Below are 23,099 nucleotides of genomic sequence, written 5' to 3'. Positions count from 1 at the left end.
CGTTGTGAAGTGAGACTTTCAACATCTCCACTCAGCACCGGAGGTCCTCCTTTTTCAACCTCTTAAGTCACCAACGTCATGGCCGGGTACACCTAGATCGCGAAGTCACCATCCGGCGACACGAGTTGCGAATTGAGCGGTCGCATGGGTTTGTCGGCGCTGTAGGACGAGCTGACCAAGATCGGCATGTGGTCGCTCGTGCCGCTCGGCAGGGTCTCGACCTTGTCGATGCTGAGGCCCACCGAGGTGGCGAGGTCGAAGTGGCCGTGGAAGAACTTATACCGGGTATAGGTGACGGTGTCGCTCAGCGTCAGGTCGTAGCCGGACTCGTTCACGCGATTACTGAGGTGCTGCTTGAAGATCGGGTAGTTGTAGTCACCCACCATCAGGGTGGGCAGCCCCGGCCCCAGCTCGTGCAACTCGTCATGGGCCGACCGAATCTGGTTGCGGCGCAGGGAGTTCAGTGCCGTAAGCGGCGCGGCGTGGAACGACGCCACGACGATTTCTCGCTCCTCGGCGAGGTCGACGAGGCGGGTTCCGATCAGGCGCTCGTGCGCCGGGGTCAACACGCGATCGTGCAGGGACTTCTTGAGCGCAAACGTCTTCGTCTTCACCGCCCGAAAGCGGTCCCGACGGTAGTAGATCGCAAGCCCCAGGCGGTTTCGCACCGTAGAGTCCGCCAGGTGCAACAGACCCACCTCGGCGGGCAGCTCGAGGGTGTCGCATTCCTGCAGACACAGGATATCGGGGTCGTAACGTTCTGCCAACGCGACCAGTTCACCACTGGCCCGATTCTTGCGGAGGTTGTAACTGATGACCTTCATGGAAGACCTTCCTCACACTCATTAGGAATAATTCCAGCCTACGACCCTCAACCCGTGAGTTTGCAGCGTGCGCAGTTTTAGCCCGCGCCGACGATCAGCATAGTGGCGCAGAACACGAGGCCGGCCGCGAGGAAGGTGATGGTCGTGTACCCGAGAATGTCCCGCATCTTGAGCCCGGCGATCGCGAGCAGCGGCAGGGCCCAGAACGGCTGGATCATGTTGGTCCACTGGTCCCCGTAGGAGACAGCCATGATGGCGACGGAGGGGTCGACGCCGAGTCGTTCGGCGGCATCGAGCATGATCGGTCCCTGCACGGCGAACTGTCCACCGCCGGAGGGCACGAAGAAGTTCACGAGCCCGGCCGCGAGCAGGGCCATCAGCCCGAACGTCTGAGGGGTGGAGACATTCACGAAGAAGTCCGAGAACACACCGATCAGTCCGGATTCCGGCGTAGAGCGGGAACTGCAACAGGATGTCCCCCACGTTCGAGGCTGCGTCCTTGGTGAGCCGGATCAGCTCAAAGGGATTGCGCACCAGTAGGAAGATCAGGGCCAGGAACGACCAGTTCACGATGTCGAGGGTGAGTGTGCCGCCCTCGGAGAAGTGGATCACCAGATAGGCCACGAGCGCGAGGCCCACGAGCAGGGTGAGGATACGGCTGGCATCAAGCTTGTCGGCCGGCGTCACGACCTCTTCTTCCGCGACAGCCTTCTCGCGGGCATCGAAGTCGAGCTCGAAGATGGGCGCGTTGCGCTTCGGCGCCACCAGAGCGAGGGCGGGGGCGACGACCACGATGGTGGCGCCGGCCGCGGCGATGTTCCACGGCGAAAACATGGTGTCGGAGAGGGGGATGGTGCGCCCGAGCTGCTCAGCGAGGAACGATCCCTCGGTGGCGGCTGTCAGCGGACCCGAGCCGGAGTACCCCATGTGCCACACCACGAAGCCTGAGTAGCCCGCCGCCACCAGCAGGGGGAAGTGCAGCTTGACGCCGCGGGCACGCGACTGGGCGGCCACCTCCTTGGCGAGCAGGCCTCCCACCACGAGGCCGAGGCCCCAGGTGATGAGCGAGGCGAGCGACGCCACCACGAAGACGAACACGTAGGCCTGCAGCGGGGTGCGAGGAATGCCGCCGAGCCTGGTGAGCAGCCAGTGCACGGGACTTGTGTTGGCGAGGGCGTGGCCGAGCAGCAGCACGAGGGCCATCTGGGTCATGAAGGCGAGCAGGCCGGCGAGGCCGTCGCCCCAACTACGGATCACGTCGACAGGTCCGGCGTCAGTGAGCGCGAGGGCGAGAATGGCGACCACGATGGTCAGCACGATGACAAAAACGAGGGCGCTCGGTATATAGCGCTCGACCAGCGTATTGATTGGTCTCATGAAGGCGGCGACCGGTCCGGTGGCGCGCTTCTCGGTGACAGTTGACACAGGCTTCTCCCTGGAGTTGCTACGACGTTGTGGCTTCAGGGCGTCTGCGCTGACCTTGTAAACGTAGCAGTCCCCGTCCGGGGGGCGTTTGGCGCAGCATCCGCCTGCCTAGACTTGGGGGGACGGATGAGGCGCACATGACACAGAACGACATCGTTTTGATCCGGCACGGGCAGACCGAATGGAGCATCACGGGCCAGCACACCGGCCGCACGGATGTTCCGCTCACGGATTTCGGCCGCCAGCAAGCGGATGCGCTCGGCGGGATGCTCGACGGCACCCACTTCGACCTCGTGCTCTCGAGCCCCCTGGTGCGAGCGTGGGAGACGATGGAGCGCGCCGGCTACGGTTCCCAGGGCATCGCCGAGGACAGCGTGCTCGAGTGGGACTACGGCGTGTACGAGGGACGGCGCACCGACGACATCCGCACCGAGGTCGCCGGCTGGTCGGTATGGACCGACCCGATCCAGGGCGGGGAAACCGCCGACGAGGTGGGGGCCCGTGCCGACGCGGCGATCGAGAAATGCCTCGCCGCCGAAGGGCGGGTTGCGGTGTTCGCCCACGGCCATTTTCTGCGTATCATGGCCGCGCGCTGGATGGGCCTGCCCGCCACAGGCGGCCGCAACCTGGGGCTGGGTACCGCGACGGTGTCGTCACTGGGCTGGGAGCGCGAGAACCGCGTACTGCAGGGCTGGAACGACGCCTGTCACCTGAGCTCGATGGACCCGGTGCTCTGACCCATCAGCCCCGCTTGGGGTTCAGTCCAGATCGTCGCCCCCTGTTATCGTCAATCGCATCACGTCGCTGAAGGAGCTCCCAATGGCACGCACGATCTATACGACCGATCAGAAGATAGCCCGCCTACGCACGTACAACATCGTGGCCGGTTCCCTTCACCTCGTGCAGGCCATTGGTTTCGCGTATGTGCTCACGCTGTTGAGCACCCAGGTGACCTTCGACGTGACAGCGGACTATCTGGCCGGACCCCCCGGCGTGCCGGTGCCGCCCGAAAACGTGACGCTGTTCAGCGTGAACGTGGGAATCGGCGTCGTGGCGTTCCTGGGCTTGTCCGCCTTCTTCCACTTCCTCATCTCGTCACCGTGGTTCTTCCCCCGCTACGCCGCGGGGCTGAAAGAGACCCACAACTACTTCCGCTGGGTGGAATACGCCCTCAGCTCCTCCATCATGATCTGGCTCATCGCCCAGATCACCGGAATCACGGATATCGCGGCCCTGTTCACGATCTTCGCGGCCAACGCCGCCATGATCATGTTCGGTGCGTTACAGGAGAAATACGAGAAGCCGGGCAACGGTCACTCGCTTCCATTCATCTTCGGCTGCATGGTGGGCATCGTGCCCTGGATCGTCATCGTGATCTACTTCGTCGCCCCCGGCTCAACCAGTGAGGTGGAACCTCCCGCATTCGTCTACGGCATCATCATCTCGCTCTTCGTATTGTTCAACACCTTCGCGGTGAACCAGGCGCTGCAGTACAAGCAAGTGGGTGGCTGGCGCGACTACCTGCGCGGGGAACGGGCGTACATCACGCTCAGCCTGGTGGCGAAAACTGCCCTCGCCTGGCAGGTCTTTTCCGGCGCGATCATTCCGGCGATCACCGGCTGACCCGGCCCTTTCGCGGTTCTGCGCCCGGCGCTGCAGTGGTGCCGTCGGCCTCGGTCGATGTCGGCAGACGACCGAAAGCGAGGGACAAACCGATGGAAGCACAACAGATCGAGCTGGAGCCGCGAATCATGGTGGGCATGCACGAGGTGATCCCGATGGACCACATGACGGAGTACTTCGACCGGGCCTTCTCCACGGCCGCGGCAGAGTTGAGCAGACAGGGTCTCTTCCCGGCTGGCCCGCAGGTAGCGCTGTACCACGGCGCCCCCACGGCGGCGGCCGCCGACATCACGGCCGGTTTTCCGGTAGACCGGACAGCGAGCCCGACCCGGCCAAGTGGCAGACGCGGATAGTTTTCCTGCTCGCCTAGCGGGAGTTTCCTAGCTATTTCAGGGACGCCAGACTGCGCCGAGTCGAATTTCTGTGCTGGTCTGGCGTTCTTCGGCGTGGTGGCGTGACTTTTGGTCCTTGCGAGCGTATGACCTAAAGTATGGCTAGTTTGTATAAGAAGACGATCAACGGGAAGCCGTACTGGTACCTGCGCGAGATGGCGCGCGTCGACGGCAAGCCCAAGATGGTCTCGGAGCGCTATCTCGGTTCGGCGGCCGATATCGAGGCGTTGCATGACGCCCGCGAGGCCGAATCGTTGCCGTCGAAGACGCAGCACCTCGGCTTCGGAGACACGGCCGCGGTCTGGGAAATCGTGAACCGACTCGACGTGGCCGGGATCATCGATTCCGTCGTCGGTGCGCGCCGCAGCGACGCGGGAGCGTCGGTGGGGACCTATCTGGCATTGGCCGCGCTGAACCGGGTCGTCGCCCCCACGTCGAAGCTCGGCTTCGCGGACTGGTGGAAAAGCACCGCCGCGGACCGGTTCACGAAGGTGCCGGCGAGTGTATTGGATCACCGCCGGTTCTGGGACGCGATGCATAAAGTCACCGAGGATCAGCTCGCCGAGATTGAGCAGCGCCTCGCGGTCGCGATGATCACCACCTTCAACCTGGACATTTCGGCGTTGGCGTTGGATATGACCAACTTCGCGACCTACATCGATTCCGCCAACACCCTCGCCCCTATAGCTCAGCGCGGCAAAGCGAAACAGAAACGCACCGACCTGCGCCTGGTCGGTTTGGGATTGGTCGTCACCCGGGATGGCGGCGTTCCCCTGGTTGCCCATGCCTATCCCGGGAACAAGCCCGACGTCACGCAGTTCCCGTTGATGATTGATCTGCTCAGCTCCCGGCACGCGGCCCTGGCCGCGAAGGCTGGCCGGGCGACGCCGGCGGAGATGACTGTCGTCTTCGACGCCGGCCAGAACTCCCTCAGCAACTTCGCCCACGTCACCGCCAAAGGGCTCGCGTTTGTGGGTTCCATCCCGCCATCCATCGTCGCCGATCTCCTCGCGCTGCCCGCGAGCGACCGTCGCATCGTCGCTACGGACAGGTTCGGCGGACTCAGCGCCGTGGAGACCCGACGGGTTGTCTATGGCTCCGAACGCCGTGTGATTCTCACGCACTCCCCGACCCTGCACGAGAAACAAGCCGTCGGATTCGCGCAAACCCTCCACAAAGCCGAGGGTCTCCTGACCGAACTCGCGGCGACGCTGGAGCGCGGGAAAACTCGACGCAGCACCGAGCAGGTCGCAGAGGAAATCCGGTCGATCACTCACGACGCCTGGGTTCGCCGCGTCCTGATCTGGGACCTGACCGGCACCACGCCGGCCACGCACCACCTGACGTTCACCGTCGACGACGATGCCCGCCTGATGCTCGAGGCGGAGGTGTTTGGCAAACGCATCCTCGTCACCGACCACGACGACTGGCCAGTCAGTGACGTCGTGGCCGCTTACCGGTCCCAGTCCGATGCGGAGTTCAGCTTCCGACAGCTCAAAGACCCCCACGTGGTGTCGTTCTCACCCATGCATCACCGGACCGAGCACAACATCCGCGTGCACACCTTCACCTGCGTCCTCGCCCTCCAAATCGCGCACCTCATGCGCCGCCAAGCCGAGCACGCAGGTCTGCATCTTTCGGTCCGCGAGCTCCTCGACCAGCTCGAGAAAATCCAGGAAACCGTCATGATCTTCCCCTCGACCGGCGGGCGCCCCAAAGCCCGCCGCATGCTCACCACAACCACCCCCACCCAGGACCAGCTTGCCGAGATCTTCAACCTCGCCAAGTGGGCCCCGAAGAAGAATTAGGTCATACACAACACAGCAGCAAAAATCAAAGCTGACCAGCACATCCACAACTCTGACCAACGCTAGCTAGGAAACTCCCGCTAGGGGTCCGCTTTGACGGACGGTGGGGAATATCTCAGGAAAAACATGCGTTTGCATGTAATAATCGGTAAGCATCCGCCGTTCCCAGACAGGACTCCCATGACCGCCCAGACTCAAGGCCTGCACCACGTCACCGCGATAGCCGGTGCACCGCAACGCAACATCGACTTCTACGTGACGGGCCTCGGCCTGCGGCTCGTAAAGAAGACCGTGAACTTCGACGACCCCGGCACCTACCACCTGTACTACGGGGATGACGCGGGCCGCCCCGGCTCGCTGCTCACGTTCTTCCCGTGGACGGGCATCTCGAGTGGCACCGCCGGATCCGGCCAGTCCACCTCGACGGCGTTCTCGGTGCCGGCCGTCAGCCTTGGTTGGTGGGCGACCCACTTCCACAAGCTCGGGGTGGAGTCGACACTGACGTCCACGTCGTCCAGCGAGGAGCGCCTGTCGCTCCTCGACCCCGACGGCCTGCAGCTCGATCTCGTGGCGTCGTCCACGGTTGATCCGCGCAATCCGTGGGATTCGGCATCCGTCCCTGCCGAGTACGCCGTGCGCGGTCAGCACTCCTCTGTGCTCACTGTCGCGGACCCCACCGGCACGGTCGAGGTGCTCACCCGCGACCTCGGCATGCACCTCATCTCCGAGACGGCCGACCGCATCCGCGTGGGCGCCGGCGACGGCGCGCCGGGCAACATCGTGGACATCATCGCTGACCCCACCGGACAGGTGGGCCGCACCGCGGGCGGAAGCGTTCACCACATCGCCTTCAGGGTGCCCGATCACACCACGCAGGAGCTCTGGCGGGAGGAGCTTGTGGACCGGGGATACGGCGTCACCGCCATTCTCGACCGGCAGTACTTCACGTCCATCTACTTCCGCGAGCCCGGTGGAGTGCTGTTCGAAATCGCCACAGACACCCCTGGCTTCGACATCGATGAGCCGCTGCTCGAACTCGGGCGCTCCCTCAAGCTGCCGCCGTGGCTCGAGCCCAATCGCACGCAGATCGAGCAGGCGGTCGTTCCCATCACGCTGCCGGCCGAGAACAACCCGACCCTCGTGCTGGACCGCTGACCGTGACCGAGTCTGACACTTTCAGAAACTGGCCGCACGTTTTCCGCGCCGGTTCGGCGACCGCCCCCGTGTTGTTGATGCTGCACGGCACCGGCGGCAACGAGGAGGAGATCGCGCGACTGGCCGACTCGCTCGACCCCGATGCGACAGTGCTCGCACCCCGTGGCCGGGTCATAGAGGGTGGCATGCTGCGCTGGTTCCGTCGCATCTCGGAGGGAGTCTTCGACGTGGATGACGTCGTGCTCCGCTCTGCGGAACTCGTTGTCTTCCTCGCGGGAGCCCGAGCACACTACGGGCTCGGCGAGCGCCCCGTCGTCGCCGTGGGCTTCTCGAACGGCGCCAACATCGCCCTGGCCACAGCGCTGCTGCATCCGGAGGCGATCGCGGGAGTCGTGGCGTTCTCGGGCATGTTCCCCCTCACCGGACGCGACGTGACCGCAGATCTCTCCGGCACAGGCGTGCTGCTGCTGAACGGCAGGTCGGACCCGATGGCCCCGCTCGCGAGCGTCACCGTGCTGGCCGCCGCCCTGGCTGCGGCGGGCGCCGAGGTGGAGCAACACGTGCGTGACGGCGGCCACGGTGTGACCCAGCCCGACGTCGTCGCCGCTCAATCGTGGCTGGCTCGCCGCGGGCCCGTCACCGGCTAGTCACCCGCGACCCATGTGCCGAATCGGATTCCCGCGCTAGGCTGCCACCGAAATGGGAGGCAGCATGAGTGACGCACAACACGTTTCGGGCCCCGACGGCACGAACCACCCGGCACTTCCGGACCAGAGCGAGAGGGCTATTTTGCCGCCCGACCCGGCGGCGGAACACGCGGAGCACCAGCGTGAGAGCGAGACGCGCCTGCGGGTGCTCCGCGGCAAGGCCGACCTCGCGCACTCCGAGGTCGAGGTGATCAACGCCCTGCGCATCGACCCCGAGCAGTTGGAAGACATGCTCACCAACGCCACGCCGACCGAGGCGGAGAGAATCCGCATTGCGGAACGCCGCATCACACTGCGCGTGGCCGAGGCGCGCGCCATCGCCGACGCCGCCGAGGCGGAGTATGAGCAGGCGGCCCTGCAAACATTCGACGAAGACATGCTGTAGCCCGGGCACACCTACAGGGTGTCGAGTTGGGCCTCCGCCTCGGCAATGCGCGACACCGCCCGCAGGAAACTGTCGGGATTGAGGGAAATCGAATCGATTCCCTCCTGAACGAGGAATGCCGCGAAGTCGGGGTGATTGCTCGGCCCCTGCCCGCAAATTCCGATCGTGATCCCCGCGGCGTGCGCCTTGCGGATGGCCTCGCTGATCATGCTGAGCACCGCCTCATCGCGTTCGTCGAACAGCGTCGCCAGGTCTTCGGCGTCCCGGTCCACGCCGAGCACCAGCTGGGTGAGGTCGTTGGACCCGATCGAGAAACCGTCGAAACGGGTGGCGAACTTGTCGGCCAGAATCACGTTCGCGGGAATTTCGCACATCATGTACACCTGCAGACCGTCTTCCCCGCGCACGAGGCCGTTCTCGGCCATCGCCGCGAGCACCCTGTCGGCCTCCCCCGTCGTGCGGCAGAACGGCACCATGACTTTCACGTTGTCAAACCCAATCCGCTCGCGGACCTGCTTGATCGCGCGGCACTCGAGGGCGAAGCCCTCCCGGTAGCGATCGTCGTAGTAGCGGGAAGCGCCGCGGAATCCCAGCATGGGGTTCTCTTCGGCGTGTTCGAAGTCTGCGCCGCCGATCAGGTGTGCGTACTCGTTGGTTTTGAAGTCGCTCAGGCCTACGATCACGGGATTCGGATGATAGGGCGCCGTGAGCTTTGCGATGCCGAGCGCCAGTGTCTGCACGAAGTACTCCTGCGGGTCGTCGTAGCCGCGAGTCAGACGCGCGATCTCGCGGCGGGCCGCGGCGTCGCTCACGCGTTCGGGATGCACGAGGGCCATCGGGTGGATCTTGATCAGGTTGTTGATGATGAATTCCATCCGCGCCAGGCCCACACCGGCGGCCGGCAGCCGCCACCATTCGAAGGCCGCCGCGGGGCTTGCGATATTCACCATCACCCTGGTGTGGGTGGTCGGCACGGTTCCCAGGTCCACGTCCTCGGTGACGAAGGCGAGCCCGCCGGCGTAGACGTACCCCTCGTCTCCTTCGGCGCAGCTCAGCGTGATGACCTCGCCGTCTGTCAGCGTTTCGGTGGCACGGCGGGTTCCCACGACGGCGGGCACGCCGAGCTCCCGGCTCACGATCGCCGCGTGGCTCGTGGGCCCGCCGTGATCGGTCACGATGCCGGCCGCCCGGGCCATGATCGGCACCCAGTCGGGATCTGTCATCTCGGTGACAAGGATGGCGCCGTCGACGAAATTCTCGATATCGGCGGAGTCTCTGATCACACAGGCTCGGCCTGCGGCGATCTTGTCGCCGATCGCGATGCCCGACACGAGAAGCGGTCCCGATTCGATCAGGTGACTCACCGCAAAGCGGGTGGCGCTCGCCCGCGACTGCACGGTTTCCGGCCGCGCCTGCACCATGAACAGTTCCTGGGTCTGGCCGTCCTTGGCCCATTCCATGTCCATCGGGCGGCCGTAGTGCTTTTCCACGATCACGGCCCACCGGCCGAGCTGCACGATGTCGGTGTCGCTCAACACGAAGGCCTGCCGCTCCCGTTCGTTCGTGTCGATGGTTCGGGTGCGCGCGCTCCCGCCGGCGGCGTAGACCATCTTGCGCTCCTTCGCCCCCAGGGTCTTCTCGATGATCGGCGTGCAGCCGGGCCGTTCCAACAGGGCTTTGAACACCAGGTACTTGTCGGGATCGACGACGCCCTGCACCACAGTTTCGCCGAGGCCCCAGGCGGCGCTGATCACGGCCACCCCGGGGAATCCGCTGTCGGTGTCGATGGAGAACATGACGCCGGACCCCCCGAGGTCCGAGCGGATCATACGCTGGACGCCGATCGATAGCGCCACGTCGAGGTGGTCGAAGTTCTTCATCTCCCGGTAGCTGATCGCCCGGTCGGTGAACAGCGAGGCGTAGCACCGACGGCAGGCGTCGAGAAGGTCCCGTTCCCCTGTCACATTGAGAAAGGTCTCCTGCTGGCCGGCGAAGCTCGCGTCGGGCAGGTCCTCCGCGGTCGCGCTGCTGCGCACGGCGACGGCCGGGTTCGCGCTGCCTGTCGTCTTCCCGAGCCGGCGGTACGCCTGACGGATGCCGTGGGCCGCGTCCGGCGCAAATTCGCCGCTCAGAAACAACTCGCGCAGGGCCTGGCCGGTCTCCCGTAGCGTGGCGTCGCCGGAGTGGTACCTGTCCAGCTCGCGGCGCAGCGGAATCTCAATGCCGTTCTCGGCAATGAACTCCCGATACGCGTTTGCGGTGGTGGCGAATCCGTCGGGCACCCGCACGCCCTCCGCGGCAAGAGTGCGCACCATCTCACCGAGCGAGGCGTTCTTGCCGCCCACAGCTGCTATGTCGGCCAGGCCGATCTCGTCGAACCACACCACAGTGCTCTCGCGCATCGTTCCGCCCTCGGTCTGCGCCGGGCGCACCGGTTGCACCGCCCTGGCTGTGGCACCCTACTGCGCAAGTGCCTGCCCGGCTAGGAGGGCCGGCCCACCCGGCGGTCGAGGCACCACCCATCAACCACGGCAGACGCCCCAAAACCGGCCCACCCGGCCTCGATCGCTCCTTCGTCGCGCCTCGACCAACGAAACCCACGGTCTGCCCACCCGGTCTCGATCGCTCCTTCGTCGCGCCTCGACCAACGAAACCCACCCGCCGGTCGAGGCGCGAGGCACGAGCAATCGAGACCGCGCGAGGCGCTCCCTGGTGGCTCAGGCCTCGGGCGTCGCGCGGTTGAGATCGCGGGACAGCTCCTCGGCGGCGGCGCGCAGCATGGGCACCGCCCGTTCGGCGAAGGAGCCGTCGACGCGGGAGACCGGGCCGGACACCGAGATGGCGGTGAGAGTGGGCGCGTTCGGCACGGCCATGGCGAAGCAGCGCACACCAACTTCCTGCTCGCCGTCGTCGATGGAGTAGCCGCGCTCGCGGATGAGCCGCAGGTCGGCGAGCAGGTCGTCGACGTTCGTGATGCTCGTGCTCGTGGCGCTCGGCATACCCGCCCGAGCCATGACTGCGCGCACGCTGTCGTCTTTCATCTGCGCCAGGATGGCCTTGCCCACGCCGGTGTCATGAAGGTGCGCCCGACGGCCCACCTCGGTGAACATGCGCATCGAGTGCTTCGACGGCACCTGGGCGATGTAGAGCACCATGTCGGAATCGAGCACGGCCATGTTGGCCGTCTCCCCCAACTGGTCGACGAGAGTGCGCAGCTGCGGTCGAACGAGCGCACCGAGTTGCTTGCTCGCGCCCTCGCCGAGACGGATCAGGCCCGGGCCGAGCACGTAACGGCGGTTGGCGAGCTGACGCACGTACCCTTTGGCCACGAGAGTGCGCAGCAGGCGGTGAATCGTGGGCAGCGGCAGCTCCGTCGAGGTGGCGAGCTCGCTCAGCATCACCTCACCGCCGGCCGCGGTGATGAGTTCGAGCAGCTCGAAGACTCGTTCAACGCTCTGCACACCGCCTGAGGACGCACGTTCAGCCATTGTTGGCCCTCCAAAGGGGGTTACGAGTTTTATATCTGTCACAATTCAGAATGTAATATCCATTATACGGAAACTCCGCACACGTGAATCAAAGGATGACGGATGTCGATAACAGTCACAACGCCCTTGCCGGTGGACCGCGCCGAAGAAATCTTGACAGCGGATGCCCTCGCATTCGTAGAGAAACTACACCAGAAGTTCACGGCCACGCGCGAAGAACGCCTGATTGCCCGGGCCGTTCGCCGCGAAGAGGTCGCGCGAACCGGAAAGCTTGACTTCCTGACCGAAACCGCGGACATCCGCTCAGGTGACTGGCAGGTCGCGCCGGCTCCGACGCAGCTGCAGGACCGCCGGGTCGAGATGACCGGCCCCGCCTCCCCCGCGAAGATGGCCGTGAACGCCCTGAACTCCGGCGCCAAGGTCTGGCTGGCCGACTTCGAAGACGCGAGCACGCCCACCTGGCACAACGTCATCGACTCGCAGCTCTCCCTGCTCGACGCCACCCGCGGCACCCTGTCGTACACCTCCCCGGAGGGCAAGGAATACGCGCTGCGCACGGACGCCCCGCTCTCCGTGGTCGTCATGCGTCCGCGCGGCTGGCACCTGAACGAAGCCAACGTCATCGTCGACGGCGAAGCGGGCATTGGCGCCCTCGTGGACTTCGGACTGCACTTCTTCCACAACGCGGCCCGCCTGCTCAGCAACGGCAGCGGCCCCTACTACTACCTCCCCAAGCTCGAGAGCCACCTCGAGGCACGCCTCTGGAACGACATCTTCGTGTTCGCGCAGGACGAGCTCGGCGTGCCGCAGGGATCCGTGCGGGCCACCGTGCTGATCGAGACGATCCCGGCAGCGTTCGAAATGGACGAGATCCTCTATGAGCTGCGCGACCATGCCTCCGGCCTCAATGCCGGCCGTTGGGACTACCTGTTCAGCATGATCAAGTACTTCCGCGACGCGGGTGCGTCGTTCGCCCTGCCGGACCGCGCCGACATCTCGATGACGGCGCCGTTCATGCGCGCGTACACAGAGCTGCTCGTGAAGACCTGCCACCGTCGCGGCGCTTTCGCGATGGGCGGCATGGCCGCCGTCATCCCCAACCGCCGCGAACCCGAGGTCACCAAGGCCGCGTTTGACAAGGTGCGCGCTGACAAGACGCGCGAGGCCGGCGACGGCTTCGACGGCTCCTGGGTGGCCCACCCCGACCTCGTGCCGGTGTGCAAGGAAGTCTTCGACTCAGTGCTCGGCGAGCGCCCCAACCAGATCGACCGGCAGCGCCCCGAGGTGTCGGTGACCGCGACCGACCTGCTCGACGTCACGAGCGCGCCGGGCCGCGCCACCGAGGGCGGGCTGCGCTCGAACCTGTACGTGGCCGTCGCCTACATCGCCGTGTGGCTCTCGGGAAACGGCGCCGTAGCCATCCACAACCTGATGGAAGACGCGGCCACCGCCGAGATCTCCCGCTCCCAGGTGTGGCAGCAGATCCGCAACGGCGTGACACTCTCCGACACCGGCACCACGGTGACCCGCGAACTCGTCACCCGCATCCTCGCCGAGGAGACCGACCGCCTGCGCTCGGAGGTCAGCGACGAACTCTTCACGAGCTTCTACGCCCCGGCAAGCGAGCTCGTGGCCGAGATCTGCCTGAGCGAGGAGTACACCGACTTCCTCACCCAGCCCGCCTACGACCTGCTCGTGAAGACGGAACGGGTGGCCACACCCGCGGGCTGACTCGGCACTGACTGACACCACCCGGCGGCGTCGACGAGAGAAATCTCGTCGACGCCACCATTTTTTCGTCAATCCCCATTCGACGGACGACTAAAACCAGTGATTTTCGCGACACACCGCATCCGCCGCCACTCTGGCCCGCGTGTCGCACAGTCCTCCGGTTTTGCCTGAAGCTGCGTCGGCGGCTCCGGCTCCTTCTGTGTTGACGCGGCGAGTGCCCTCACGTAGGCTTTTCATATAAAGGAATTGCAATTCCGCATTATGAAATTCTGTGTGCGGCGACCAGACAAGGATGTGTGATGCCCTACACCGTGAACTGTTCGATTCTGCTCACCGAACTGCCGCTGCTTGAGCGCCCGGCTGCGGCACGGGCCGCCGGCTTCGACGCCGTGGAATTCTGGTGGCCCTTCCCTGCGGCCGTGCCGACCGACGCCGAGGTGACAGCGTTCGAGTGCGCGATCACCGACGCCGGCGTGCGCCTCACCGGCCTCAACTTCGCCGCCGGCGACATGCCGGCCGGAGACCGCGGCCTGGTCTCCTGGCCCGCCCGGTCGGCCGAGTTCCGCGACAACCTCGCCGTCGTCACCGGCATCGGCGGTGCTCTGGGCTGCACGGGCTTCAACGCGCTCTACGGCAATAGGGTCGACGAGTCCACGCCAGAGGTTCAAGACGCGCTCGCACTCGAGAACCTCGCCCTCGCCGCCGATGCGGTGGCCCCGATCGGCGGAACCGTGCTGCTGGAGCCGGTGAGCGGAGCGCCGCGTTACCCCCTGCTCACCGCCGACGACGTGCTCGCCGTCATCGCCCAGGTCACCACGGCAAGCGGATACGACAACGTGAAGCTGCTCGCCGACTTCTACCACCTCACCGTGAACGGAGACGATGTCGCCGCCGTGATCGCCGAGCACGCCGCCGAATTCGGCCACATTCAGATAGCGGATGCGCCCGGCCGAGGCGAGCCCGGAACCGGCGCCCTGCCGCTCGCGCACTGGATCGAGCAGAGCCGAACCCTCGGCTACACAGGCCCGGTCGGCCTCGAATACAAGACAACGGCCGTCGACCCGTTCGCGTGGCTGGCCCCCGAAAACGACTCGAAGGACACACCATGAGCACTGTCACCCTGATCGGCCTGGGAGTCATGGGCCTGCCGATGGGAATCAATCTCGTCAAGGCCGGCCACGATGTGGTCGGGTTCAACCGCAGCCCCGCCAAGGTCGACGCCCTCGTGGCCGCGGGCGGCCGTGGCGCTGTGAGCGTGGCCGACGCCGTGAGCGGTGCCCACGTGATCATCACGATGCTGCCGGACTCTCCCGACGTAGAAGCCGTCGCTAGCGGCCCCGACGGTCTGATCGCTCACGCCGCGTCCGGCGCGTTCTGGATCGATGCGAGCACCATCCGGCCCGATGTCGCCGTTCGACTCGCGGCATCCGCTACCTCTGCGGGTCTCCGGGCGATGGATGCGCCGGTGTCGGGCGGCGAGGCCGGTGCGATTGAGGGCACGCTCTCGATCATGGTGGGCGGGGCCGCGGCCGACGTGGAGGCCGTTCGCCCGGTGCTCGACTCCGTGGGGAGCACCATTGTGCACGTGGGCCCGAGCGGATCGGGACAGACCGTGAAGGCCGCCAACCAGCTGATCGTGGCCGGCACAATCCAGCTCGTCGCCGAGGCGCTCGTCTTTCTCGAGGCGCACGAGGTCGACACCGAGGCCGCCATCCGCGTGCTCGCCGGCGGCCTGGCCGGCAACCGGATCCTCGACCGCAAGGCTGCCGGCATGGCGGCCCGCACGTTCGTCCCCGGATTCCGGGTGGACCTGCACCACAAGGACCTCGGCATCGTCACGGCCGCCGCCCGCGAGGCCGGCGTCGCCATTCCGCTCGGTTCGATGGTGGCGCAGCTGATGGGGGCCCTCCGCGCGGAGGGCCACGGTTCGCTCGACCACTCGGCCCTGCTGCTGCTCGTCGAGCAGCTGTCCGGCCGCAATTGACCCCTTATTCGCACGACTGAACCTGTGCACAACTGACCGTGTGCACGCTTGAACCAAGGAGTACCAGATGCCTAAAATGCGTGCCGTCGACGTGGCCGTCGCCATCCTCGAGAAGGAGGGAGCCACTCAGACCTTCGGGGTGCCCGGGGCCGCCATTAACCCTTTCTACTCGGCTATGCGCGCCCACGGCGGCATCGACCACATCCTCGCCCGCCACGTGGAGGGCGCCTCGCACATGGCCGAGGGCTACACCCGCACCAAGGCCGGCAACATCGGAGTGTGCATCGGCACCTCCGGCCCGGCCGGCACCGACATGCTCACCGGACTGTACTCCGCGTGGGCCGACTCCACACCGATCCTGTGCATCACCGGCCAGGCCCCGGTGGCCAAGCTGCACAAGGAAGACTTCCAGGGCGTCGACATCGCTTCGATCGCCGCCCCGGTCACCAAGATGGCTGTGACGGTTCTGGAAGCCGGCCAGGTTCCGGGAGTGTTCCAGAAGGCGTTCTCGCTCATGCGCACCGGCCGCCCCGGACCGGTGCTGATCGACCTGCCGATCGACGTGCAGCTCACCGAGATCGAGTTCGACATCGAGACCTATGAGCCGCTTGCGGTGGCCAGGCCCGCGGCATCCGTTGCACAGCTGGAAAAGGCTCTCGACATGCTCGTGCGTGCCGAGCGCCCGGTGATCATCGCCGGCGGCGGCGTGATCAACGCGGATGCCGCGGCGCAGCTCGTGGAACTCGCCGAGGTGCTGAACGTTCCGGTGATTCCCACCCTGATGGGTTGGGGCGCCATCCCCGACGACCACCGACTCGCGGCCGGCATGGTGGGCCTGATGACGTCGCATCGCTACGGGAACGCGACCATGCTCGAATCCGACTTCGTGCTCGGCATCGGCAACCGCTGGGCCAACCGGCACACCGGCGGCCTCGACACGTATACCCGCGGCCGTACCTTCATCCACATCGATATCGAGCCCACCCAGATCGGGCGCATCTTCGCGCCGGACTTCGGCATCGTCTCCGATGCCGGGGAGGCCCTGCGCGGCCTGGTCGAGCTCGCGCGCGAACGCCGGGCGGCGAGCGCTCTTCCCGATTGGGAGAACTGGGTGCAGAGCTGCGCGCACCGCAAGGCCACGCTGCAGCGCAAGACTCACTTCGAAAACGTGCCGATCAAGCCGCAGCGCGTGTACGAGGAGATGAACAGGGCGTTCGGCGCCGACACCCGCTACGTGACGACGATCGGGCTGTCACAGATCGCCGGTGCGCAATTTCTGAACGTATTCCGCCCCCGGCATTGGATCAACTGCGGCCAGGCCGGTCCGCTCGGCTGGACGCTGCCTGCCGCCCTCGGCGTGGCCGTCGCAGACCCCACCACCACGGTGGTGGGACTCAGCGGAGACTACGACTTCCAGTTCATGCTCGAGGAACTCGCGGTGGGTGCTCAATTCCATATTCCGTATATTCACGTCGTCGTGAACAATTCCTACCTCGGGCTGATCCGTCAGGCCCAGCGCCGCTTCGATATGGACTACCAGGTGTCGCTCGCCTTCGAGAACGTGAACTCTCCCGAACTCGAGGGGTACGGCGTCGACCACCTCAAGGTGGCGGAGGGCCTCGGCTGCAAGGCCATCCGGGTGCGCGAGGCCGACGACCTGCAGGCCGCCTTCACGGAGGCCCGAGCACTGATGACAGAGTTCAGGGTGCCCGTGGTCGTAGAGGTCATGCTCGAACGCGTGACCAACATCGCCATGGCCGCAACCGACATCGATGCCGTCATCGAGTTCGACGACGTGGCGAAGACGGCGGCGGATGCGCCCACCTCGCTGGCCCGTCTGGTCTCACCCACCGCATAGTCTGAGTTCACGTGCACGCCAAAAACAAGGGAGTTTTTGTGAGTACCACCATCGTTCAAGACACCGGCAACGCCGTGGTGGGCGCCCTGCGCGCCGCCGTGGCCGACCCGGCCCGGGTGAAGACCAGGGCCCTCGACCTGCACGCGAACGCTCACGACGCCTCGCATTTTCTGCTCATTCCCCAGGCCGTTGTGGTGGCCCAGGACGCGGCAGAGGTGGGCGCCCTGCTCCGCACCGGCGCCGAGCAGGGCGTGCACCTCACGTTCCGCTCCGGCGGCACGAGCCTGAGCGGCCAGGCCGTGACCGACGGCGTGCTCGTGGACGTGCGCCGCAACTTCAAGGACATCGAGGTGCTCGACGACGGCCTGCGCGTTCGGGTGCAGCCAGGGGTGGTCGTGCGCGCCCTCAACTCCAGGCTCGCGAAGTACGGCCGCAAGTTCGGGCCGGATCCGGCGAGCGAATCCGCCGCCACGATCGGCGGCGTGGTGGCCAACAACTCGTCAGGCATGGCGTGCGGCACCGTGGACAACACCTACCAGACCCTCGAATCCGTCACCGTGGTGCTGCCGAGCGGCACGGTCGTTGACACCGGGGCAGCGGATGCCGACGAGCGCCTCCTCGAGCGGGAACCGGTTTTGTACCGGGGCTTGCTGGAACTGTCGCGGCGCACCCGCGACAACGCGGCATCCGCCGCCACCATCCGTCAGCAGTTCTCGATGAAGAACACCATGGGCTACGGCGTGAATTCCCTACTGGACTTCGACCGGCCAGTGGACATGCTCGCGCACCTGATCGTGGGCAGCGAGGGCACGCTCGGTTTCGTCGCCGAGGCGGTGTTCTGCACCGTGCCCAAGCTGCCGCACGTCACGACGGCCCTGCTGATCTTTCCGGGGCTCGAAGCCGCAACTGCTGCGCTGCCCGCCCTCGTGGCCACCGGTGCCGCCACCCTCGAACTCATGGACGCGCTCTCCCTCACGGTGGGCCAGCAGATGCCCGGCGCGCCAGCGATCGTGCTGGACCTCGTGGTGGAGGAGCACGCCGCCCTGCTTGTGGAGTACCACGCGGAATCCGCCGAGAAGCTCACCATTATGCTCGAGACAGGCCTGCGAACAGTAGACACTCTCGGCCTCACGTTGCCGGCGGACTTCACGACGGACGCCACCATTCGTGGCCAGCTCTGGTACCTGCGCAAGGGCATCATCCCCGCCGTCGGCGGCACCCGGCCGCAGGGCACAAACGCGCTACTCGAAGACATCGTGGTGCCCGTGCCTGCCCTCGCCCGCACGTGCATGGAGCTCATGCGCCTGTTCGCGAAGTACGAATACGAGAACTGCATGATCTTCGGCCATGCCAAGGACGGCAACGTGCACTTCATGCTGACCGACGACTTCGGCAGCCCGGTCGGGCTGGAACGCTTCAGCAAGTTCACCGAAGACCTCGTGGACCTCGTGCTCGCGGAGGGCGGCTCGCTCAAGGCCGAGCACGGCACCGGCCGTGTGATGGCACCGTATGTCGAGCGCCAGTTCGGCTCCGAACTCTACGACGTGATGCGCCGCATCAAAGCCCTGTTCGACCCGACCGGCATGCTCAACCCCGGCGTCCTCATCAACGACGACCCCGCCGCACATTTGAAAGACCTCAAGGCCATCCCGGCAGTGGCCAAAGAGGTGGACCGCTGCACGGAGTGCGGCTGGTGCGAACCCGTGTGCCCCAGCCGCAATGTGACGCTCACGCCGCGGCAACGCATCGTGTCGCTGCGCGCCATCGAACAGGCACGCCTCGACGGCAACCTCGCCCTCGTGGCCGAGATGGAGAAAGACTACGAGTACGACGCCGTGCAGACCTGCGCCGCCGACGGCATGTGCCAGACCGCGTGCCCGGTGACGATCAACACGGGCGACCTGATGAAGCGGCTGCGGCACGACCAAACTAAACCACTCGAAAGCGCGCTCTGGAACGTGGCCGCCGGCAATTGGGGCACGGTGACGCGCGGTGCCGCACTCGCGCTGACGGCCGTGGCCTCCGTGCCCGTGCCACTCGTGCTCGGCCCCAACCGACTCGCCCGCACGGTGCTCGGCACCGACGCCGTGCCGCTCTATTCCCCCGATCTGCCAGGCGGCGGCCGCACCCGCCACGCTCGCAAGGAGACGTCCCATGACTGAAGCAGCGATGTCCTCCGAGCGGATGCGTCCGGCACCCGGATCGGCGCACGCTGCGGTCTACTTTCCCGCTTGCGTGCAAACTATGTTCGGCCCGGCCGTCGCCGGCACGCCGGGCACCCAGTACAGCTTCGAACAGCTTTGCGAGCGTGCCGGCATCACCCTGCTGGTGCCCGACGGAATCGACGCCCTCTGCTGCGGCACGCCCTGGGCGTCCAAGGGGCTCACCAGAGGGCTCGCCACCATGTCGGAGAAGACTCTCGCGGCCCTGCGCGCTGCCACACGTGACGGCGAACTACCAGTGATCTGCGACGCTTCCTCCTGCACGGAGGGCCTGCGACACATCATCGAGAGCGACACCAGCGCCACCCCGCTCATGATCGTCGACGCCGTGGAGTTCGTGGCCACGCGCATCCTGCCCGGGCTGCCCGAGTACACGAAACTCGAGTCGCTCGCGCTGCACCCCACGTGTTCCTCCACCCGGATGGGCACCAACCCGGCGCTGCAGGCCGTGGCCGATAGCGTCGCCGAGCACGTGGAGATCCCCGAAAATTGGGGCTGCTGCGCCTTCGCCGGCGACCGGGGAATGCTGCACCCCGAACTCACGGCCTCCGCCACGAAGGCGCAGGCCGCCGACGTTCTCGAGATGGACGCCGTGGCGCACGCCTCCTGCAATCGAACCTGCGAGCTCGGCATGACCCGCGCTACCGGCAAGCCGTATCGGCACGTGCTCGAGTTGCTCGAAGAAGTCACCCGCCCTCGCTAAAACCGGTGTTCTTCGCGACACGCCGTCACCCCAACCATCGGGGGCGGTGTGCCGCCAGAATCACCGGTTTTACCTGTGCCCGGGCACGACAGAGCGGGCGGCAGCGGATGTCTCCGCCGCCGCCCGCTCTCGCGTGACGGTACTAAACGCGCGTCGGTTCGGGGGCCAGCACGGCCGCCTTCTGACGCAGCATCCAGCGCACGACGCGCCCAAGGGTCGTCATGAGCAACACGAGCATGATCGTGCCGAGGTTGAAGCCGAGGCCGTAGATGAAGATGAACGACACCGAGCCGGCCGCGATGCAGTAGTACAGCGTGACCAGGATCGTCTTGCGCAGCAGGTCTCCCTCGCGCCCGAGCAGCCCCACCGTGGCCGCGGCCGCCACGATGTTGTGGATGGCGATCGGGTTGCCGCCGGCGCCGCCCACGGCCTGGGCTGCCACGACCTGCTCCGGGTTCACCCCGATGGCGTTGCCGGTGGAGAACTGGAACTGCGCGAAGGTGAGGTTCGACACAGTATTCGACCCGGCCACGAACGCTCCGAGCGCCCCGATGAAGGGGGCGATGAACGGCCAGGAACTGCCCGAAATCGCCGCTGCACCCTCGGCAAGGGTGACCGGCATGCTGGAGAGGCCTGACGCATTGAGCTCAGGTCCGGATTGAATGAGCACGCGCACCAGCGGCACCGCGAACAGCAGAGCCACGGCAGTCCCGGCTAGTTGCCGACCAGAAACCTTCCACGTTTCCCACACCTGCTGGCGATTCATGCGGTGAAGGGCATACGCAAACACCGACGCCAGAATGAGCAGGAATGCCGGCGAGTAGAACGGCTGCACCGCGGTGGAGATGTCGGTGCCCAGAATGTTGTTGAAGGGGATGGCGATGCCATTCAGAAATTCCTTGACCGGGGCGATGACCCTGCTGCTGACGAGCAGGAGCGCCATCAGCACGTAGGGCGCCCAGGCGCTCACAATGCCGATGCGACGAGCGGATGCGACGGGTGCCGCCGGCTCCATGGTTCCCATCCAGCGCGGGCTCCACGTTGAACGCGGACCGAAGTCGAAGGTCTTCTTCGGCATCAGGAACCCCTTGCTCGAGGTGAACATCACGAGGACGAGCCCGAAGAGGCCGCCGAAGAGTGAGGGGAACTCCGGGCCGAGGAAGCGGGCCACGAGCACCGAGGGGATGGTCATTGCGACCGAGGCGTAGAGCGCGAAGGGCCAGATGGCGAGCCCGTCACGGAAACGCCGTTCCGGGCCGAAGAAGCCCGTGAGCATACACACCAGAATTAACGGAATCAGCAGTCCGACAATCGCGTGGATCGACGCCACCTGGAACCCGATCGAGGCCACGAACTCCGGCATCGTGACGCCGAGCACCGAAATACGTTCCGCCACCGCAGGATCACCGCCGAGCCCGTCGCCGACACCGACGATGATCGGGGTGCCCACCGCGCCAAAACTCACGGGCGTGCTTTGGATGATGAGGCCCACCATCACGGCGGCCATCGCGGGAAATCCCATCGCCAGCAGCAGCGGGGCGACGACCGCGGCGGGAGTTCCGAAGCCCGACGCTCCCTCGATGAAGCTGCCGAAGAGCCACCCGATGATCACCGCCTGGACGCGCCGGTCCGGCGAGATGTTGTTGAACCCGGCGCGGATGGTGGCCATCGCTCCGCCCACTGTCAGCGTTGACAACAGCAGCAGCGCCCCGAACACGATGTAGAGCAGAGTGGCCGCCGTGATGACCCCCTCGAGGGAGGCTGCGACGACTCCTACAACGTCCATCTGCCACACGGCAAGGGCCACGATCACGGCCGCCACGTAGCCCAACGGCATCGCATATTTTGCGGGCCAGCGGAATCCGGCGAGCAGAATGCCCACCACCAGAATTGGTGCGAGCGCCAGAAGGCTCAGCACAGCAAGATTGTCCACGATTAGGTCCTCTCTGACCAATTTTCGTATGGTGAAACTTTAATACTGTTTCGTGGATATCATCCTAGGGCGTGCCTCGTTCGGGGTCAACGGTTCAGTGTCAGCCGTGAGGGGTGAGCGAGTCCGCGTTCCGCGCCCGCGCTAGGCCGTCGAGGATCAGGCCAATGCCGAAATCGAACTCATTGCCATAGGCGTAGCCCGGCTGCAGGATGAGAGTGTTGGCCATCTGAGTGAGGTGCGGGAACGATTCCGCCATCGCCGCCTGCTGCTCGAGAATGGCCTCGGTCGCCGCGCCGATGTCACCCTCCTTGTCGAGGGGCAACGACGCCTCCTGAAGCGCGAAACCGTGCACGTAGCTGTCCACGAGCGACAGGGCGTGAGCGGCCAGGGGCATCGTGAACCCCTCGGCAAGCAGGCACCCAATCATCACATCGTGGTAGGCCATGGTGGGCCGGGTCGTGCGGGCGTCTACCTGGGCGATGGCCCACGGATGCCGGGCCAGCACGGCCCGCTCGCTCTCCGCACGTTCGCGCAGGGCCGTCTTCCAGTCCTCGCCGGGCGCCGGGAGCGCCATCTCCTCGACCACGAGGGCCACCATACCGTCGAGGATGTCGTCCTTGCTTTTCACGTGGTAGTACAGCGACATGGCCTCAATACCCAGCACCTGGGCGAGCTTGCGCATGCTGAGCGAATCGATCCCACCGGCATCGGCGAGCGCGATCGCCGCGTGCAGTGCCCTATCTCGCGTGACGGCGGTGCGGCCCTCGGCCTTTTGGGGCTTGGCATTCACTCGACTGGCTCCGTTTCGTGTAAAGAATTCCCTGACGGGCCTAGACACACCATACAGTGTATGGTAACTTC

At 65.9% G+C, this 23,099-nt stretch carries 16 protein-coding genes and 2 pseudogenes; 12 read left to right on the top strand and 6 right to left on the bottom strand.

The genetic code is table 11. The features are described 5' to 3' along the window. Positions 1–92: 92 nt before the first annotated feature. Together BJ997_RS02585 and BJ997_RS02580 are read right to left on the bottom strand one after the other, a co-directional pair. Positions 93–824, bottom strand: a complete 732-nt coding sequence (locus tag BJ997_RS02585; protein WP_035840118.1) for an endonuclease/exonuclease/phosphatase family protein — start codon at positions 822–824, stop codon at positions 93–95. A gap of 77 nt (positions 825–901) precedes the next feature. After that, a pseudogene (locus BJ997_RS02580) lies at positions 902–2,201 on the bottom strand (short-chain fatty acid transporter). Between the two features lie 185 nt (positions 2,202–2,386). Between BJ997_RS02580 and BJ997_RS02575 the strand changes: the two are divergent. The 7 genes from BJ997_RS02575 (at position 2,387) to BJ997_RS02545 (ending at position 8,319) form a co-directional block, all read left to right on the top strand. Next, on the top strand, positions 2,387–2,986 hold the full coding sequence (locus BJ997_RS02575; RefSeq protein WP_035840116.1) for a histidine phosphatase family protein: 600 nt from the start codon (positions 2,387–2,389) through the stop codon (positions 2,984–2,986). A gap of 82 nt (positions 2,987–3,068) precedes the next feature. Then, positions 3,069–3,872 carry a heliorhodopsin HeR gene (gene heR, locus BJ997_RS02570; RefSeq protein WP_035840114.1) on the top strand — a complete coding sequence of 268 codons (804 nt, stop codon included), beginning with the start codon at positions 3,069–3,071 and terminating at the stop codon, positions 3,870–3,872. A 92-nt stretch (positions 3,873–3,964) separates the two neighbouring features. Beyond that, complete coding sequence (locus BJ997_RS02565; protein ID WP_052542731.1) at positions 3,965–4,225, top strand: GyrI-like domain-containing protein; 261 nt, start codon at positions 3,965–3,967, stop codon at positions 4,223–4,225. Positions 4,226–4,362: 137 nt separating this feature from the next. Beyond that, positions 4,363–6,072 (top strand): IS1634 family transposase, encoded by a 1,710-nt coding sequence (locus BJ997_RS02560; protein WP_035840983.1) that lies wholly within the window; start codon positions 4,363–4,365, stop codon positions 6,070–6,072. Between the two features lie 180 nt (positions 6,073–6,252). Next, positions 6,253–7,227 carry a ring-cleaving dioxygenase gene (locus BJ997_RS02555; protein ID WP_035840702.1) on the top strand — a complete coding sequence of 325 codons (975 nt, stop codon included), beginning with the start codon at positions 6,253–6,255 and terminating at the stop codon, positions 7,225–7,227. Positions 7,228–7,229: 2 nt separating this feature from the next. Next, positions 7,230–7,874 (top strand): alpha/beta hydrolase, encoded by a 645-nt coding sequence (locus BJ997_RS02550; RefSeq protein WP_035840705.1) that lies wholly within the window; start codon positions 7,230–7,232, stop codon positions 7,872–7,874. Positions 7,875–7,938: 64 nt separating this feature from the next. Continuing rightward, a complete protein-coding gene (locus BJ997_RS02545; RefSeq protein ID WP_035840707.1) occupies positions 7,939–8,319 on the top strand; it encodes a hypothetical protein in 381 nt (126 codons plus the stop codon). 11 nt (positions 8,320–8,330) lie between these two features. Here BJ997_RS02545 and ppsA read toward each other — a convergent pair whose 3' ends face one another. Both ppsA and BJ997_RS02535 read right to left on the bottom strand, forming a co-directional pair. Further along, a complete protein-coding gene (gene ppsA / locus BJ997_RS02540) occupies positions 8,331–10,721 on the bottom strand; it encodes a phosphoenolpyruvate synthase (protein ID WP_035840709.1) in 2,391 nt (796 codons plus the stop codon). A 315-nt stretch (positions 10,722–11,036) separates the two neighbouring features. Next, complete coding sequence (locus BJ997_RS02535; protein WP_183323238.1) at positions 11,037–11,807, bottom strand: IclR family transcriptional regulator; 771 nt, start codon at positions 11,805–11,807, stop codon at positions 11,037–11,039. A gap of 102 nt (positions 11,808–11,909) precedes the next feature. Between BJ997_RS02535 and aceB the strand changes: the two genes are divergently transcribed. The 5 genes and pseudogenes from aceB (at position 11,910) to BJ997_RS02510 (ending at position 20,305) form a co-directional block, all read left to right on the top strand. Next, on the top strand, positions 11,910–13,538 hold the full coding sequence (gene aceB, locus BJ997_RS02530) for a malate synthase A (RefSeq protein WP_035840759.1): 1,629 nt from the start codon (positions 11,910–11,912) through the stop codon (positions 13,536–13,538). A 299-nt stretch (positions 13,539–13,837) separates the two neighbouring features. Next, positions 13,838–14,647, top strand: coding sequence for a hydroxypyruvate isomerase family protein (locus tag BJ997_RS02525; protein WP_035840762.1), 810 nt, complete (start codon positions 13,838–13,840; stop codon positions 14,645–14,647). Continuing rightward, positions 14,644–15,522 carry an NAD(P)-dependent oxidoreductase gene (locus BJ997_RS02520; RefSeq protein WP_183323237.1) on the top strand — a complete coding sequence of 293 codons (879 nt, stop codon included), beginning with the start codon at positions 14,644–14,646 and terminating at the stop codon, positions 15,520–15,522. Before BJ997_RS02525 ends, BJ997_RS02520 begins: the two co-directional genes overlap by 4 nt. 67 nt (positions 15,523–15,589) lie before the next feature. Next, a complete protein-coding gene (gene gcl, locus BJ997_RS02515; RefSeq protein ID WP_035836534.1) occupies positions 15,590–17,380 on the top strand; it encodes a glyoxylate carboligase in 1,791 nt (596 codons plus the stop codon). 74 nt (positions 17,381–17,454) lie between these two features. After that, positions 17,455–20,305: pseudogene (locus BJ997_RS02510) on the top strand (FAD-binding and (Fe-S)-binding domain-containing protein). A gap of 142 nt (positions 20,306–20,447) precedes the next feature. Here BJ997_RS02510 and BJ997_RS02505 read toward each other — a convergent pair. Together BJ997_RS02505 and BJ997_RS02500 are read right to left on the bottom strand one after the other, a co-directional pair. Beyond that, on the bottom strand, positions 20,448–22,238 hold the full coding sequence (locus tag BJ997_RS02505) for an L-lactate permease (protein WP_035836535.1): 1,791 nt from the start codon (positions 22,236–22,238) through the stop codon (positions 20,448–20,450). Positions 22,239–22,338: 100 nt separating this feature from the next. Beyond that, positions 22,339–23,028: a TetR/AcrR family transcriptional regulator gene (locus BJ997_RS02500; protein ID WP_035836536.1), complete on the bottom strand. Its 690-nt coding sequence runs from the start codon at positions 23,026–23,028 to the stop codon at positions 22,339–22,341. Positions 23,029–23,099: the final 71 nt, after the last annotated feature.

Origin of the sequence: Cryobacterium roopkundense (genome assembly GCF_014200405.1) — a bacterium.
GTDB classification, from domain to species: domain Bacteria; phylum Actinomycetota; class Actinomycetes; order Actinomycetales; family Microbacteriaceae; genus Cryobacterium; species Cryobacterium roopkundense.
Note: the sequence above shows the minus strand (reverse complement) of the source record. Positions and strands in the feature narration are given on the sequence as shown.